This window comes from Bacteroidota bacterium (assembly GCA_016183775.1).
GTDB lineage: Bacteria > Bacteroidota > Bacteroidia > JABDFU01 > JABDFU01 > JABDFU01.
Window position 1 is genome coordinate 18,503 of the sequence record JACPDY010000039.1, and the last position, 17,176, is coordinate 35,678.

The 17,176-nt window shown below is 38.7% G+C and carries 12 protein-coding genes and 1 tRNA gene; 8 read left to right on the top strand and 5 right to left on the bottom strand.

The genetic code is table 11. The annotated features are described in order from the left end of the window. Positions 1 to 324, bottom strand: a 324-nt coding sequence (locus HYU69_05195) for a hypothetical protein (GenBank protein MBI2269738.1), incomplete at its 3' end; no start/stop codon positions are given. A gap of 197 nt (positions 325 to 521) precedes the next feature. Between HYU69_05195 and HYU69_05200 the strand changes: the two genes are divergently transcribed. The 5 genes from HYU69_05200 (at position 522) to HYU69_05220 (ending at position 8,895) form a co-directional block, all read left to right on the top strand. Further along, positions 522 to 1,829, top strand: coding sequence for a 2-oxo acid dehydrogenase subunit E2 (locus HYU69_05200; protein ID MBI2269739.1), 1,308 nt, complete (start codon positions 522 to 524; stop codon positions 1,827 to 1,829). Positions 1,830 to 1,835: 6 nt separating this feature from the next. After that, positions 1,836 to 3,878, top strand: a complete 2,043-nt coding sequence (locus tag HYU69_05205) for a PD40 domain-containing protein (protein ID MBI2269740.1) — start codon at positions 1,836 to 1,838, stop codon at positions 3,876 to 3,878. A gap of 33 nt (positions 3,879 to 3,911) precedes the next feature. Continuing rightward, on the top strand, positions 3,912 to 6,320 hold the full coding sequence (locus HYU69_05210; GenBank protein ID MBI2269741.1) for a PD40 domain-containing protein: 2,409 nt from the start codon (positions 3,912 to 3,914) through the stop codon (positions 6,318 to 6,320). Positions 6,321 to 6,358: 38 nt separating this feature from the next. Then, the gene (locus tag HYU69_05215) at positions 6,359 to 8,644 is read left to right on the top strand and encodes a PD40 domain-containing protein (protein ID MBI2269742.1); all 2,286 of its coding nucleotides are present in this window, start codon (positions 6,359 to 6,361) and stop codon (positions 8,642 to 8,644) included. A gap of 171 nt (positions 8,645 to 8,815) precedes the next feature. Further along, positions 8,816 to 8,895 (top strand) — tRNA-Leu (locus tag HYU69_05220). 38 nt (positions 8,896 to 8,933) lie between these two features. On the opposite strand, the gene ligD is transcribed toward HYU69_05220, so the two are convergent. Genes ligD through HYU69_05235 form a run of 3 tightly spaced genes read right to left on the bottom strand, consistent with a single transcriptional unit; the run spans position 8,934 to position 13,084 of the window. Further along, on the bottom strand, positions 8,934 to 11,417 hold the full coding sequence (gene ligD, locus HYU69_05225; protein ID MBI2269743.1) for a DNA ligase D: 2,484 nt from the start codon (positions 11,415 to 11,417) through the stop codon (positions 8,934 to 8,936). Beyond that, the gene (locus HYU69_05230) at positions 11,417 to 12,190 is read right to left on the bottom strand and encodes a Ku protein (protein ID MBI2269744.1); all 774 of its coding nucleotides are present in this window, start codon (positions 12,188 to 12,190) and stop codon (positions 11,417 to 11,419) included. The genes ligD and HYU69_05230 overlap by 1 nt, the downstream gene beginning before the upstream one ends. A 27-nt stretch (positions 12,191 to 12,217) precedes the next feature. After that, the gene (locus tag HYU69_05235) at positions 12,218 to 13,084 is read right to left on the bottom strand and encodes an SDR family oxidoreductase (GenBank protein ID MBI2269745.1); all 867 of its coding nucleotides are present in this window, start codon (positions 13,082 to 13,084) and stop codon (positions 12,218 to 12,220) included. Positions 13,085 to 13,711: 627 nt separating this feature from the next. Between HYU69_05235 and HYU69_05240 the strand changes: the two genes are divergently transcribed. Continuing rightward, complete coding sequence (locus tag HYU69_05240; GenBank protein MBI2269746.1) at positions 13,712 to 14,203, top strand: hypothetical protein; 492 nt, start codon at positions 13,712 to 13,714, stop codon at positions 14,201 to 14,203. A 228-nt stretch (positions 14,204 to 14,431) separates the two neighbouring features. Here HYU69_05240 and HYU69_05245 read toward each other — a convergent pair whose 3' ends face one another. After that, positions 14,432 to 15,121 carry a hypothetical protein gene (locus tag HYU69_05245; protein ID MBI2269747.1) on the bottom strand — a complete coding sequence of 230 codons (690 nt, stop codon included), beginning with the start codon at positions 15,119 to 15,121 and terminating at the stop codon, positions 14,432 to 14,434. Positions 15,122 to 15,395: 274 nt separating this feature from the next. On the opposite strand from HYU69_05245, the gene HYU69_05250 reads away from it, so the two are divergent. After that, positions 15,396 to 15,728, top strand: coding sequence for an STAS domain-containing protein (locus HYU69_05250; GenBank protein MBI2269748.1), 333 nt, complete (start codon positions 15,396 to 15,398; stop codon positions 15,726 to 15,728). Positions 15,729 to 15,739: 11 nt separating this feature from the next. After that, on the top strand, positions 15,740 to 17,176 hold a 1,437-nt coding region (locus tag HYU69_05255), incomplete at its 3' end, for a glycosyltransferase (GenBank protein MBI2269749.1).

The following is a 17,176-nucleotide window of genomic DNA, read 5'->3' on the forward strand; positions in this document are numbered from 1 at the left end:
ATCCGGTTCAACAAAACCTTTTAGTAAAGCATAACCTTTTTCAGGCCAGCATAATAATTGTTGTTGCGTATCCGGGTCGAATTTTTTCAGCTCATCCGACTTGTTCAGTTGTTCCATGCTGTTTTCCGAATCCAGCCAGGGTTTTCCGGCGACTGCATGTCTGAAATCCTTGTGTGAAATGCTTTTTAAAACACTTTTTGGAATGTTGTATTTTTTGTAAAGGGGTTTATTCTTCTTAAGAAGTGAATAGTTAGCGAAATTATTCAACATATGCAGGAGGCGGATCCTTCTTAATATAGTCCAGTATTTTTTTAAAGAATTCATGGAGATGGTACAGGCAGTTCAAACTTACGCATAATTGTTACAAAACAAAACGGGTGTTTGGCCGATAAATAAGTCTTTAACTCATTTTCTATCAATAATTTGCATATGAAAATAGTAGTGTTTGGAAGTTGTGTATATTAAATATTCAGTTATTTTTGTATTTGTTAATATCCTGATTATAAAGTAGTTTTTAACAAATGGGACAAGTTGAGTTGATAATGCCCAAAATGGGCGAAAGCGTAGCTGAAGCAACAATTATTAAATGGCTCAAAAATGAGGGCGATAAAGTTGCTATGGACGAGCCTGTATTGGAGATCGCAACTGATAAAGTGGATTCTGAAATACCATCGAATTTTGAAGGGATTTTGGTGAAACAGTTGTATAAGCAGGGTGATGTAGTGCAGGTTGGAAAAGCTGTTGCGCTTATATCATCTGATGCCGTTAGCCCGGTTTCAGCTGATATGCCGAAAGCTTCCGTAGTTTCCGCTCAGGTCGCTTCAAAACCGGTAACTGCTTCTCCCGTCGCAGGAATGTCCTCAGGTCGTGTGGACCGGACCTCTTCAACGGGTAAATTTTATTCACCGCTTGTGCGCAGTATAGCCACCCAGGAAGGTGTAAGCATAGCCGAACTTGAGGCTATTTCAGGAACAGGAAAAGACGGTCGCGTTACAAAGAATGATATTCTCGCTTATATTCCTGCTAAGGGAAAGCCGTCACCTTCTATTCAGGTTAAATCAAATGGCACTGCACAAGTGCAAAGCCAAACTATTCAACGACCAACCATATCGGTAAGCGGCAATGATGAGATCATTGAAATGGACCGGATGCGGAAGCTTATTGCCGAACACATGGTGATGAGCAAACATGTATCACCCCATGTTACCTCATTTGTGGAAGCCGATGTTACCAATATTGTGAAGTGGCGGGAAAAAGCGAAAGCTGCATTTGAAAAAAGGGATGGAATTAAGTTAACATATACTCCGATCTTTATTGAAGCCATTGTTAAAGCGATAAGAGACTTTCCTATGATCAACGTTTCCGTTGATGGTACAAATATTATCAGGCGTAAGAGCATAAACATAGGAATGGCAGCGGCGTTGCCTTCCGGAAATCTTATTGTTCCCGTGATCAAAGGAGCGGACCAGTTGAATCTTTTGGGGTTAGCGAATGCAGTGAACGACCTGACTAACAGGGCCCGTAACAACAAGCTTACTCCGGATGAGATACATGGCGGCACATATACGCTTACCAATGTCGGGACTTTTGGAAATATAATGGGTACGCCTATAATAAACCAGCCGCAAGCTGCTATAATGGCTGTCGGCACAATTACCAAAAAACCGGTGGTTATAGAAACTCCGCAGGGCGATACCATCGGGATCCGGCATATGATGTTTTTGTCTCATGCTTACGATCACCGTATCATTGACGGAGCCTTGGGCGGAAGTTTTGTAAAGCGTGTAGCCGATTATCTTGAGCAATTTGATATTAACAGAACCATATAAGTGATAATGATGCGATTATTTCGATACATATTGATGACCTCTCTGTGCATACCTGCGTTTAATTCATGGTCGCAGAAGCCTGAAAGTGCTGAAACCAGGAAATTATTTGACGAAGCTGAAAAGCATTTTGTGGAGCAGCGTTATAATCTGGCACTCCCCCTCTATGTAAGGGTTGATACGACTTTAAAGGATAACGCCAACGTTGCTTATAAAATCGGAGTATGTTATCTGAACTCACTTACGGATAAACTCAGCGCGATCTCTTACCTTGAACGTGCGGTTAAAAACACTTCTCCCTCTGCAAAAGAAGATGCGTTCAGTGAAAAAAGCGCTCCGATTGACGTGTACTATCAATTGGCGCATGCCTACCACTTGAATTACCAGTTGGATTATGCCATCGCTAACTTTGAGAAATTCAAATCATATATTGCCGAGACCGATTTGAAAATGATTAATACGGTCAATCACCAGATCGAAATGTGTAACAATGCGAAAGTACTTGTCGCGTCTCCGGTAACCATTAAGATCGATAACCTTGGACCCAATGTGAATTCCCCTTACGCGGATTATTCGGCTGTTTTGTCGGCTGATGAAGCCTCTTTGTTCTTTACATCACGCAGGCCCAACACAATGGGCGGAGGTGTGGACCCCGATGACGGAAAATATTTTGAGGATATTTATTTCTGTACCAAAAAGGATTCGGCCTGGACACTTGCCGCTAACATTGGCGCTCCGATCAATACCAATGGACATGAAGCAACGATCGGTGTTTCGGTTGACGGTCAAAAACTTCTTATATATAGAGATGATGGGGGAGATGGAAATATTTACACCAGTATGCTGCAGGGCGGAGCATGGTCGGTTCCGGCTAAGATGAGTGAGAATATTAACACCCAGCTTTGGGAACCAAGCGCAACTATATCGGCTGATGGAACACGGCTTTTCTTCGCAAGTAATCGTGATGGGGGCTTTGGCGGGCGGGATATTTACATGAGTAAGATGTTGCCGAATGGTCAGTGGAGTAAAGCGGTTAACCTGGGCCCTTCAATAAATACTCCGTACGATGAAGATGCGCCATTCATTCATCCCGATGGTATCACTTTGTTTTTCAGTTCGACCGGACACAAAAGTATGGGCGGTTTCGATATCTTTTTCTGTACGATAAATTATGAGACGGATAAATCTACCGAACCTGTAAACATCGGCTATCCTGTTAACTCCACCGATGACGATATTTTTTATACTCCTACGGCGGATAATAAGCGCGCCTATTATTCATCTTTTAAAGCCGGAGGATATGGTGAAAAAGATATTTACATGATCACTTTTCCTGAACAAAAAGAAACTCCGCTTACTGTATATAAAGGAAAGATTAAAGGTGTTAGCGGAAACGTTGTTACTAATGTGGAAATTACAGTTATCGATAATGAAACAGGTCAATTGGTCGGCACTTATTTTCCAAATTCAAAAACCGGATATTATCTGTTCATTCTTCCTCCCGGTGGCAATTACAATATCTCATACCAGGCCGAAGGTTACCTGCTGCAATCCGAGAATATGATCGTACCCAAAGATTCAACATATAACCTGATCAATACATTTATTGAGTTAAAGCCTGTCACAGTAGGGCAGCGTGTAACATTGAAAAATATTTTCTTTGATTACAATAAAGCTACGTTACGTCCTATTTCGCGCATTGAACTCGACAAATTTTACAGTATGCTGAAGGAAAAATCACAATTGGTTGTTGAGATTTCCGGGCATACCGATTCAAAAGGCAATGATGATTTTAATATGAAATTATCTCAATCCCGTGCGCAGTCGGTGGTCGATTACCTTGTTAAAAAAGGTATCGATGTAAAGCGCATGGTGGCTGTTGGTTATGGTGAGACCAAACCGATTGCCAAAAATACCAGGCCGAATGGTAAGGATGATGAGGTTGGTATGCAATTGAACCGACGGGTAGAATACCGTATTTTAAGTACCGAAGGTGAATTGGACGTCATAGAAAAGATCAAGGTTCCTGACGCTATTAAGATCAAAAAATAAATCAGGATAAGTTTTAATAAATATTTAATTAATATGCATAGAAAAAAACTACTGTCACTGTTTATCGTTGGTTTGGGGTTTTCTCATATTCTGGTTTTTGCACAGGAAAGTGACGGAAGTACCAGGCGAAAGGCGGAAAAAGCTGATCTTCTTTTCTCAATTGAGAATTACTGGGAAGCCCTTCCATTGTATAAGGAGCTTGCCGATGCGAATCCCTCGAATGTAAAATACAATAACCGTACAGGTATTTGTTATTTTTTCTCTTCGCACAAAACAAGGGGTATTCCGTATTTTGAAGCTGCTGTAAAAAGCTGGGGAAAAGATACCGTTCCCGAAGTATATTATTACCTGGGAACGTCTTACCAGATGCTGAACCAGTTTGATAAAGCGATCTCTTATTTCAGTATGCTTAAAAAGTCAGTAAAGTCTGAAAAAAATGGCAATGGGGCTTCAAGCGATGTTGACCGTGCTATAGAGCAGTGTAACAATGGTAAAAAATATATTCAGGATCCTAAAAGTGTACGGATATTCAATCTGGGTCCAAGAATAAATACCAATAACCCCGAATATGCTCCTGTTATTTCATCTGATGAATCGAAATTGATATTTACATCTAAACGTAAAGAGGGGACCGGTAGTCTCACCACCCTTGATGGCTTTTATTATGAGGATATTTATATAGCCGATAAAGTATCGGAAGGCTGGAGCGTGCAAAGTCTTGACTCGGCTGAAAAGAAAGAGAAGCACAACCTGTTCTATGTTTTTTGGTCTAAGTCAAGGCAAATCGGATCGTCGATAAATACCCGCGACCATGATGCCGCGATCTCATTATCACCTGATGGCAAAACGCTTTTTATTTACCGTGATAATTTTATTTATGAGACCAGGTTTGATGGAGGAAAATGGGGAACACCTGTTAAATTGAATGATAATGTTAATGAAAAGCGAAGCTTTCAACCCAGTTGCAGCATGACCAATGATGGCAAGTTGCTATATATTGTAAGTGATCGTCCGGGTGGCAGTGGAGGAAAAGACATTTATGTTTCTGCCAGGCAGCCCGATAATACCTGGGGACCATGTACGAACCTTGGGGAGAACATTAATACGGAATACGATGAGGATGCACCATTCATTACTTCCGATGGTAAAACACTTTACTTTTCATCACAGGGCCATAGTAGCATGGGAGGCTATGATATATTTAAGTCGGAATTAGCGGATGGGAAATGGACAAAGCCCCAGAACCTGGGTTATCCTACCAACACAGGTGCCGATGATATATTTTTTGTGATGAATGCCAGCGAAACCCGCGCCTACCTGTCATCCATCAAGGATGATACTTTTGGTGATTACGACATTTACGTTTTATCTTTTCTTCCCGAAACATTTTTATACGCTTTTGTCAAGGAAGGGAATGCTTTAACACCTATCAATACTGTAATCAGGACCCGCGGTCATAAACCTCCTTTGGATACAGGTTCGTATTCAGCAGCAGGTACTCCCGGTCTTCATAAATTAACTTTATTGGCGCCGGATGATTTTACCTTAACCATTGAGGCTCCGGGCTACAAAACACATTCTGTTGACGTAAAGGTTCCTAATCAGAACTACAAAAAACCTTTTTACAACGAAGTGAATTACGAAGCTTTTAAGTCGGCAGATGGCAGATCCACAAAACAGCTGACAACCATTTACACCGCATTTTTTGATGTTGACAGTGTTGTGAATGCGAATCCTGTACTCGCAGGGATGCCTGATAAACAAGCTGCTTATTCAGCATTGGTTAAATCACTTGATCAGAATAAGACCACACTGAATTTCAGGGTGTTTACATTTACTGATATTGTGGGAGATACTACGAAGACAGTTTTTGTTTCGGCTAAGGATACTGTGAAATCAGCCGGCACCGCCACTTCTGCTACAGGAACAACAACCGGTACGAGTACAACAACAACTGCAACCACAACAACAAGTGGAACAACTGCAACCACAACAACAAGTGGAACAACTGCAACGACAACAAGTGGAACAACTGCAACGACAAATGCTCAGGTTGCGGATGCGAGAAGCTTTGAACCTGTTTTATTCGACTTTGCCAAGTCCCTGTTGCGTGATGAAGTTAAAGCGAAACTGGATGATATATATAATTACCTGAATGAGAATAAGAATATTAGAATGGAAGTAAATGGCCATACTGATTCTAAAGGTGCCGACCAGTTTAATATGAATTTATCTTATAAACGCGCGAAAGCGACCATCGATTATTTTGCTTCCAAAGGAATCGATCCTAAACGTATGAAAGCGATTGGTAAAGGTGAACGTCAGCCAATAGCGCCTAATGAAAATCCGGATAAAACAGATAATCCTGATGGTCGTCAGAAAAACAGGAGAGTTGAGTTTAAAATGATTGTTCAGGGAACAAAAACTAATTCACAAAAATAAACACTATATATTAATATTATATAATTTACCAATACACTATGAATCTGAAAACTAAATTAATGCTTCTTGCGCTGTTTGGAGTTTCATCAATTTTATTTGGTCAGGGAAACAAAACCAAATACCGCGAAAAGTTTACGGAAGGAAATTTTTTACTTCTTGAGAAAAATTATCCCATGGCTTTGAGAAATTTTCTCCAGGCTTATTACATTGATTCTACAAATGCAAACATAAATTACAAGGTGGGATTGTGTTATCTGAATTCCGCATCAGAAAAGCCAAAGGCCGTATATTATCTTGAAAAGGCTGTTCAGGGTGTAAGTAAAAAGTATTCGGATTTTGAACCGACCGAGAAAAAGGCACCAATGATGGCCCATTATTACCTGGGAGAAGCTTATCGTTTGGTGGGGAAGTTCAAAGAATCAGGTGAAAGCTTTGGTAAGTACAAGGATCTCGCTAAACCTAATGAGTCGGATCTGAAACAATTGGACCGCCAGGTTGACGCATCGTACAATGCTATAGAAATGATGAAAAATCCTGCCAGTGTTACTATTGAAAATCTGGGTGACAGCATTAATACGGAATATCCCGACTACAGTCCTCTGCTTTCCGCAGACGAGTCTATCATGATCCTTACATCACGAAGGCCCGGCAGCACCGGCGGCGAAAAAACAATTGACGACCAGTTCTACGAAGATATTTATATAAGCTATAAAAAGAAGGATGGAAGCTGGTCTACTGCAGTTCCGATCGGATCGCCGATAAATACAAACAGTAACGAGGCTTGTGTAAGCGTTTCAACTGACGGTCAGCAAATGTTCATATATAAGGATAGTAATGGCGGTGATTTGTACACCAGCAGCCTTGAGGGAGACAAGTGGACGATCCCGATTCCGTTAGCTTCGGATATCAACACTCCTTTCTGGGAAACACATGCCTGTATATCTGCGGACGGAAATACAATTTATTTTGTGAGTGACAGAAAAGGTGGACAGGGAGGACGTGACATTTATCGTTGTGTTAAACTTCCGAACGGACAGTGGAGTCTTGCGTTAAATTTAGGCCCTACCGTTAACACGGCTTATGATGAAGATTCTCCTTTTATTCATCCGGATGGTGTAACACTTTATTTCAGTTCCAACGGACATAAAACGATGGGTGGGTTCGATATTTTTTATACTTCTAAAAACAATGAAGAAGGCAAGTGGTCTGCCCCGGTTAGTATGGGATATCCTATCAATACATCGGATGATGATATCTTTTATGTGCCAACCACCGATGGCCGCCACGCTTATTATTCATCTTCAAAATCGGGAGGCAGGGGCGATAAAGATATTTACCGCATAACGCTTGAGTCAGCTGTATCAGAACCGATAACCCTTTTAAAAGGGTATCTGAATTTTGACGGGAAGTCGGATGTTGCTTCCGCTTCTTCTGTAAGGATCACAGCTACTGATGTGGAAACCGGAACAATTGTTCAGGAAGTTCGTCCTAATTCCAAGACGGGTAAATATATCATTACGCTTAGTCCGGGTGCGTCAGGAAAAACATACAATGTAACATATGAAGCGGAAAGTTTTCAACCCGTATCTGAAACAATTAAAATTGAACCAGGTTCCTCTTATCAGGAAATCGAACGTGAGATCGGTCTTAAGTCGATCAACTTTGAAAGTAAAACGTTGGGAACTGTTTCTGTAAGTGGTACCATTACCAACAAGGATGCAAAGCCGATACCCGGTGCCAAGATCACAATAAAGGATAATAATACAGGACAACTGGTGGCTACATATTATTCGAACGCGACAGACGGTATGTATTATTTTGTTCTTCAGAGAGGTCAGAACTATTACTTGTCGTATGAAGCGGAGGGTTACCTGTTTCAATCGGAAAATGTGAACGTACCAAAGGAACCTGTTTATTCTGAGATCAATAAAGTGATTGTTCTCGAGCCGATACAAAAAGGAACAAAGATCACCCTGAAGAATCTTTTCTTTGCAAGTGGAAAATCGCTTATCAGCAAACAATCTCAGATTGAGCTGGAAAAGCTTTACACCCTGATGAAGGAAAACCCTGATCTTGTGATCGAGATCGCTGGCCATACAGATAACGTGGGTGATGAAAAGAAAAATATAAAATTGTCACAGGACAGGGCTAACGCGGTTGTGACTTACCTTGTTAAAAAAGGGATCAGGGCTAAACAAATGGTTGCAAAAGGTTATGGTCCTTCTCAGCCCGTTGCCAAAAATACACTTCCCAATGGAAAGCCAGATGTGGCAGGTATGGCACAGAACAGAAGGGTAGAAATGAAGGTTCTTGAATCAAAATAACTTTAAGGTTGTTGGTTGATCATAAATAGACAACCAACAACTTACAATCCATAATAACACACCCAGGCAGGTTGGTAGAGACATCCCCTTTGAGGTGATGGCGGGAAGCGATCTTGCGGGTTGAGTTACCCTGTATAAACTTAATGTTCTTTGTGTTTTTGTTTTAATTAGGCCCAGGTGGCGAAATTGGTAGACGCACCACTTTGAGGGGGTGGCGGGAAACCGTGCTGGTTCGAATCCAGTCCTGGGCACAATAATATATTTAAGGAATAAATTCTTTCCCCAGGGATTATTTGTCGAGTTGTTTCAAGCATTTTTTAAGGTCAATCCCTGTACCTAAAATCCCTGAGAATATGTCGCCGGTTTTTTTTAACCGTTGAGGAAGTGTATAAATGTCAAACTGTTTAGGAGAAAGAGTTGGTTTAACTTCAGACCATTTTAGCGGCGTGGAAACGGTTGCACCGGCAATGGGTCGTAAACTGTATACCGAAGCTATGGTTTGCCCTCTGCGGTTTTGGAGGTGATCAAGGTATATCTTTTCACCCCGTTTTTGCAGGTTTCTTTCTATGCTTGTAAATGCAGGCAGTTGTTCGTTCGCTATTATACAAATGATCTGGGCAAAATATTTAACCTGATCGTAGTCGTATTTTTTGCCCATAGGAATGTAGATATGCATACCGGTTGCACCGGATGTTTTGCAGAAATTTGTAATCTTCCTTTTTTCAAGAATGTCGTGGATAACATTTGCAACTTCAATTACCTGTTCAAAATTGTTTTTATCAGAAGGGTCAATGTCAATTATTAAGTAATCCGGTTTATTAAGTGCACTAATTGTTGAATGCCAGGGATTAATTTCAATGCATCCCAGGTTATTCATGTAAGTTAAGGTTGCTTTATTGTTGCAAAGGATATAATCAATATCCTTATTTGCTGATTCTGAAAATATTTCAAAACTTTTTACCCATGGAGGAGCTTCATGCCCGGCGTCCTTGTGAAAAAAACCGTTATCCTTGATCCCGTTTGGATTCCGTTTTAATGATTGAGGTCTGTTTATTAAATAGGGTAGGATATAATCGGAAATACTCATATAGTAATTGATCACATCTCCCTTGGTAATACCTTCTTCCGGCCAGAATATTTTGTTGGTATGGGTTGTCTGAACCCGGATGTTGCCGAAGGAATAAATTTTATCTTCTTCTTCTCCTGATGCAGGGATTGCTTCCTGAGGAACCTGTAGTGTTGTTTCTTTGGGGGATTTATCCGGCCGTAAACGCAAAAAGATGGGATGACGCATTATTCCGTCTTTTGTCCATTCAGAATATTTTATTTCACATACCAATACCGGTTTGACCCAGGTTACAGGCCTGTTTGTTTTCACCGTTTTATCAAATGGTGACGTATCCCGGATCAAAGGAGTCAGCAGGTCCGATACTTCTTTTAATAACTGATTATCGAAGCCCGATCCCGTATGACCAATATATTTCAGGGAACTTCCATCCAGCACACCCAATACTAACGCTCCAAAGTGTTTTCTTGAGCCTGTGGGTTTGGTAAAGCCCGCAATAATTGCGTCCTGCGATTTATGATTTTTGATCTTGAGCCATTCTTTGGTTCTTTTACCCGGATAATATTCACTATCTGCTTTTTTGGCCACTATGCCTTCCAGGTTTCGTTTCATTGCTACATTAAAAAAATCTTTCCCTTTTTCCGATATGTGATCGGAATATTTTACCACGTCATTTTTTTTGATTATTTTTTTTAATAATTTTTTTCTTTCCCAGAGAGGAGAGCTGCATATATTTTTGCCGGCAAGGAATAAAATATCGAACACATAATAACAAATGGCATATTTCCTATTGTTTTCATGGTCCTGTAACAATTGGAAATTCGGATTTCCATCCTCGTCCATTACAACAATTTCTCCGTCAAGTACAGCGTTGATGTTTATTTTTTTTAGTTCTTTTATTACTAACGGGTAAGAGCTATTAAACGTAATTCCATTCCTGGAATACAACTGAATATTTCCATCCTTTAGCTCCGCAATAGTGCGGTACCCATCCCATTTAATTTCATACAACCAATCTTTATCATCAAAGGGCTTCTCTGTTTCCTTTGCCAGCATTGGTTTTATATAATCGGAGAGCTTTTTGCTTTCTACCGGCAAGGGAAAGGCTTTTACTTTTTTTTTAACCGATTTACTATGTAATTGCAGCCATTTATTTATCGGTGAGCTCTTTGGGGTATATGTTTCACTGGAATATTCTTTATGTAAGGCATACGCATCATTATGTTTAATCAACAACCAGGCGTTACTTTCTTTTCCTTTTAGCTTTACTAAAGCAAATTCACCTTTTAGCTTTTTTCCATACAATTTAAATTTAAGGTTCCCTTTTCTTAAACCCTCTCTCAATTGGTTTTCTGCAGTTTTTTTATCGGAATTGTTAAGGTCGGAATAATAACCGGTATCCCATATTTCAACTATACCAGCGCCGTAATTACCTTCAGGAATAATTCCTTTGAAATTTTTGTAATCGTATGGGTGATCTTCCACCATCATTGCCAATCGCTTATCATGAGGGTTTAAAGAGGGCCCTTTGGGAACAGCCCAGCTTTTTAATGTACCATCCAGCTCCAACCGGAAATCATAATGTAAGTGAGACGCTTTGTGACGCTGCACTACGAAAGATAACTTTGAAGCAGGGGATTTAATTCTCCCTTTTGGTTCAATGGTTTTAAAAAAATTTCTCTTTTTATTATAGCTGTCTAATTGCATCAGGAAGCTTTTTGTTTAGTTTCTAAACTGGCTTTTAAAAGTTCCATCAGATCTTCTGTTTTTCTGTGTACTATTTTCAATTTTGAAGGTTTTATTTTTATTCCTTTGGCTTTAGCTTTTATCAGTTTTAATAAAGAGGCTGTATAAGTGTCTTTGTACCAGGTAATATCAAATTGTCCTGAAAACTGATTGATCAGCGAAATAGCCATTTGTAGTTCTCCCGGTTTTAAAGTTATTTTTTCGGGTAATGATAAGCCGGATGTATCTCTTATTTCTTCAGCAAACCGTATTCGATTTAAAATAATTACATTTTTTGCAGGCTTCAAAACGGCCAGGTTTTCTTTATTACGCATCACAAAAGTTGTTAAGCCTACTTTCCCTGTTTTTATCAATGCCTCTCTTAATAAAGCATATGCCTTTATACCGCTTTTCTCTGGTTCCAGGTAATAGGGGATTTCATAATACATACTGTCTATTTCATTTTCTTTAACAAAATGTGAAACTTCCATCAATCCTGTTTTTTTTGAACTGGCTTGTTCAAAATCTTCTTTAGTGAGTATGATATATTCTTCATTGTATTTATATCCTTTTACTATATTTTCCCAGCTTACTTCTTTCCCGGATCTTTCATTCACACGCATGAACCGTATGTTGGAGTGATCTTTCTTGTCCAGCATGTCCAGGTTTAATTCGCTTCCCTGTGTTGCGCTATAAAGTTTAACCGGGATATTTACCAGCCCGAAACCTATTGCACCCGTCCATAATGATCGCATATGAAAGTTTTTTAGTTAAAAATTTGGTTACCCATTTATAATTTCCCCTCCGTTAGGATGTAATACCTGCCCGGTCATATATGATGAATTTTCACATGCAAGAAATAAGTAACACGGCGCTATTTCTACGGGCTCTCCGGCACGTTTCATTGGTACATCACTTCCGAACGTAGAAACTTTGGATGCTTTGAAGCTTGAAACAATAAGAGGTGTCCAGATGGGACCGGGTGCAACAGCATTCACGCGGATCTTTTTGTTTGCAAGATTTGCAGATAAACTTCTCGTAAAAGATACAATTGCTCCTTTGGTGGCGGAATAATCTATTAAATGTGCGCTTCCGCGATATGCTGTAACAGATGTGGTATTGATAATAGCGCTGCCGGCTCGCATATGGTTTAATGCATTTTTAGTAATCCAAAACATCGAAAATAAATTACTCTGGAATGTTTCCAGTAATTGTTTTGTGCTTATCTCATTTAGCGTTTTTCTTTCATACTGCACAGAAGCATTATTCACAAGGATATCCAGTTGTCCTAAATTTTTAATTGTTTTTGAAACAACCGATTTACAAAATTGTTCTTTCTTTAAGTCACCGGAAATTAGCAGGCATTTCTGTCCATATTCTTCAATTGTTTTTTTTGTTTCTTCAGCATCCATATGTTCATTATAATAAGCAATGACAACATCGGCTCCTTCCTTTGCAAAAAGGACCGCAACAGCCCGGCCAATTCCACTGTCGCCTCCCGTGATCAATGCGCATTTCCCTCTTAATTTTCCTGATGAATTTGCTTTCTTATCGTCATACAGCGGAGCAGGTTTCATTTTGAACTCTCTTCCTGGCCGGTTTTGATGCTGGGGTTTCCGAAGTACTTTTTCTTCATTCGACTTTTGCATGCTAAATTGTTTTTAATAGAGTTAAACTCAAAAAATATGCCAGCGGCAAACTATCAGAAAGAGCACAGCGTTGAGTAGCGGGGAGTATAAACAATTAATCTCAGAAAAATGGGGGCGATTATTCCACAGGTGGGAATATATTACTACGTTATTATAAATTCTGATTTAATAGATGGGATTATATGGTTGTTAGGAATGAGCGTTTATTTAGGCTTAATGTAACGGGATTGGCGACATTCATATGTTTGTTTTTCTTGCTGTTTTTGTGACATGGGTACAACTATTGCTTAGTGTTCTGTAAAAAAATAAAAACAGGAGAAAGCTATCTTTATTTTATATTTCAGTTATTGCTGGAAGTTTGTTACTGGTATCCTATCCGGGATGGGGTCTAGGTGGGCCTGATCTATATATTTTTAGTTGTAGCATTAATATTATTAATATTCAGATTGTTCAGTATTGTAATTTAAGTTATGAATTGCGATGCGATGCGATACGAAATGATACGTTTATTTGTGTCTTGATATAAATTTTTGAATGTGAACCTCACACTTATACCGAGGGAATTTGATTTTACGGATTTTGAGACTTAGAACCGGTAACAATAAGTTTGTTAAAAAATGTAAGGCCATGACACAACAGAAATTAAATTTTTTCATCATTGATGAAAATAAAATAATCAGTGAAGAACTTAGAAAAGATCTTCAGAAACGATTTGATTCAAAATTAGATCTTTCGGTATGTTATGACCGGGAAGTTTGTCTTGAAAAGGCGAACGAAGAGGTTGATGTTGTAATAATTATAGCTGCAAACAATAAGAAAAATTATGCGACATTCCTGGATGCAATTGAAACGCTTAGTCCTAATGCAAAAGTGATCATGCATTCTTCTAATGATGATATAGGAAAGACTGTTGAATCGTTTCAATTCGGATCTGCTGATCCGTATGTAAAAAAGGCCCGTACACGGGTGAGGATCATATTGCTGCTCAATAAATATGTAGCCGATCCGATATTATTACTGGCAAAGGAGTTTGGCATTTCAAAATATACTGCAATATTCCTGCTGACCTTTTTTATAGTTGGGCTTATTGTAATGCTTTTTTTAGAATTCTATCGTTAATAATTTACATGTATTAAGACTTGACCTGATTACTCATTTGCGGTATAGTATCCCTGATTATAATGATGTTCCCCGCATTAGGCGAGCAAAGGAGATTCCTTCTGAAACACACAAGCAATTTAAGAAAAGCTTAAGAAGCTTAATCTTAATTTAGAGTCTTTAGGGATGGTTGATCCATTGCCTTTTTCATGTAAGGTTGATATGTATTTATAACCCCAAAATGATGAATTATTTAACTTTTTTCACTGAATTATTCATTGGCATACCGGAAGTTTCTGATTTAGCAGGAATCACCGCAGATCCTGCAAGATCGTCAAAATAATAGACGTTTGTAGTTAATGAATTAGGATTAAACAGTAAAGTTATCTGGTCAATTTCGCTTGACGAAATTTCACTTCCTTCTGGTATTTGCGAGAATTTAAATTCCAGTACTTCCCAGCCATTACTTATTGTGGTATAAGCCTGGTATTGACTATTGATGCCCGCAGGATATTCTTTTTTACCTTGCTTTCCCAGTTGAATTTCTACAAGGGTTCCAACAGGTGCATTCGTATATACCTTCATTGTTATTTTTGGTGGCATTCCGTCATATGTTGCATATAAATATAAATCGACATCCGCTAACTTGCCCTGAGCAATCATTTTAATGTTGTCGAATTTTTTTGTGCCATTGCGGACATATTTAGCGCATTTTTTTGTGCTGTTTATATTGTTAGCTGCCGGATTTTTTGCGAGCGTGTCCAATACTCCTGTTCTTTCGCCATAATGCAATCTCTTAACGCCTTCAAAATTATCATACGTTTGAGATTGGCTGAACATCAAGCCGGTTTGAAATACAAAAACCGAAACCAGCACTATATATTTTTTAAAATTGATTTTTATCCCGAATACCCGGGATACTTTATTTTGTGTTTTCATAATTAATAGTTTTTGATAACAAAATTAATTGAGATATAATGAGCTTTAACTGATATTCGGTAATAAAGGCCTTTTAATAGCCGAAGCCCGGATTAATATAGTTCCTGAGGCTTGCATGATCCTTAATAGCTTAAAAAATTATTCCATAAGAGAATATAAATGAAGGTCTTTGGCTATCAGAAATACCATATTAACGAATAAGAAGATATTTGCCTGAGAAGTTTAAATATTTTTAACCCGGGTAAGTTTAAATATTTTAAAAAAGGAGGAAATTATGGAAACTAAATCAAAGGAAAGCATCAATGAGTGCGGAAGAAACTCGTTGATGATGAAGGAAGCGCAGCCGAATAAAATCAGATTCAGTGAATTGTTTCAATTGAGGGATAGAGCTGCAATGAATGAACTGCCGGGAGTTTATATTCATGGTATTCATTATTATGATTTTAAGAATGTTCATTTCATAAATAATACCGGCATAGCCAGTTTGATAGATCTTTTAAAATGTTTGCTGGAAAAAGGGATAGAGATTGAATTTGTGAATGTAAGTGATAGTATAAAGAGTAAAATTAAATCAATGGGTTTAGAGAACATTCTCCACTGTCGTTAGATTTAAATTTAATGAAGCAGTTTTATTTTGATAAGTTTAATGACCGGAAGCCTTATTCAGCGATCCCCGACAATAAATACAGGGGTTTATTATTTCAGTTTTTCGGGATCGTTACTATTGCTTTAGGCTTTTCTTATTTAAACTGGCGTTGGCGGTTTTCGTTAAATCCTGAAGCCATGTGGTTTTCTATTCCTTTGGTACTTGCTGAAACGCTCAGCTTCTTTAGCACAGTGATGGTGGTTATTACTTTTTGGTCTAACAAAGACGCAGAAAAAACGCCTCCCGTACATTATCTTTCAGAAATAGAAGACATTCAGGATATGCCCGACAGGCCTGTTAAAATTGATGTTTTTATTGCTTCTTATAATGAAGACGTGGAATTGGTGCGCCACAGTATTATCGACGCCAAAAAAATTGCCTATCCGTTTCCGGATGTTGTTATCAAAATTTACGTGCTGGATGATGGCCGGAGGGATGGGAGAGATCCCGCAAAGGAAAATATGAAAAAGGTTGCTGAAGAAGAGCATGTAGGTTATCTGATCAGGGAGCATAACCAGGGTTACAAAGCCGGTAATTTAAAAAATGCAATAGAAAATACGGATGGAGACCTGTTCGCTATTTTGGATGCCGACACGAGGGTATTTCCTGATTTTTTAATACATACTACAGGGTATTTTAAAAATAGAAAAGTGGCGTGGGTACAAACGCCGCAATGGTTTTATGATACCACGGAGGCTGAAAAATTAAGTTCCGTTATCATTTCAAAATTCAGAATATCTAACAAAAGAGTTATCCGGCTACTTGTTTTTTTATTTGATAAAATAAAAATAAACGAAGATGTTTTTGGGAATGAACCGAGGCTTTTTTATGACGTTATTTTAAGAAAACGAAATTTTCATAATGCTGCCTTTTGTTGCGGAGCCGGATCCGTTCATCGTCGGGAAGCAGTTATGAATCTTGCCTTAAGAGGTTTTGTAGAGGAAATTAAAAAGCTGGAATCTGACCTGTCCAAAAAAAATAAGAGCATGGGTGAGATACGGAATAAAAAGAAAGCGTTATTGCTCGACCAGGAAATAATTCCATTTAAGTTTCATGCATCAGAAGATATTTATACCTCTATGATGCTACACGCTGATAGGGAAAATGAATGGGAAAGTATTCAGCATCCGGATGTGGAATGTAAAATGCTTTCCACGCAGGATATAGATAGTTGGATCAAACAGCATCAGCGTTATGCAGAAGGTTCATTAGATATTGCCTTCAAAGACAATCCTCTCTTTAAGAAAGGTCTTTCCTGGGGACAAAAGATCTGTTATTTCAGTACTATCTGGTCTTATTTTGCGCCATTATGGATATTGATATTTTTATTGTGTCCGATCATATTTTTCTTTTCTCTTTCCCTGCCGGTAAAGGCTTACAGCTTTGATTTTTTTAAATATTTTCTTCCA

Coding starts and splice junctions, on each gene's coding strand:
- HYU69_05250 (MBI2269748.1), top strand. CDS start 15,396: ATGGAAACTAAATCAAAGGAAAGCATCAATGAGTGCGGAAGAAACTCG.
- HYU69_05245 (MBI2269747.1), bottom strand. CDS start 15,121: ATGAAAACACAAAATAAAGTATCCCGGGTATTCGGGATAAAAATCAAT.
- HYU69_05200 (MBI2269739.1), top strand. CDS start 522: ATGGGACAAGTTGAGTTGATAATGCCCAAAATGGGCGAAAGCGTAGCT.
- HYU69_05235 (MBI2269745.1), bottom strand. CDS start 13,084: ATGCAAAAGTCGAATGAAGAAAAAGTACTTCGGAAACCCCAGCATCAA.
- HYU69_05210 (MBI2269741.1), top strand. CDS start 3,912: ATGCATAGAAAAAAACTACTGTCACTGTTTATCGTTGGTTTGGGGTTT.
- ligD (MBI2269743.1), bottom strand. CDS start 11,417: ATGCAATTAGACAGCTATAATAAAAAGAGAAATTTTTTTAAAACCATT.
- HYU69_05215 (MBI2269742.1), top strand. CDS start 6,359: ATGAATCTGAAAACTAAATTAATGCTTCTTGCGCTGTTTGGAGTTTCA.
- HYU69_05205 (MBI2269740.1), top strand. CDS start 1,836: ATGATGCGATTATTTCGATACATATTGATGACCTCTCTGTGCATACCT.
- HYU69_05240 (MBI2269746.1), top strand. CDS start 13,712: ATGACACAACAGAAATTAAATTTTTTCATCATTGATGAAAATAAAATA.
- HYU69_05230 (MBI2269744.1), bottom strand. CDS start 12,190: ATGCGATCATTATGGACGGGTGCAATAGGTTTCGGGCTGGTAAATATC.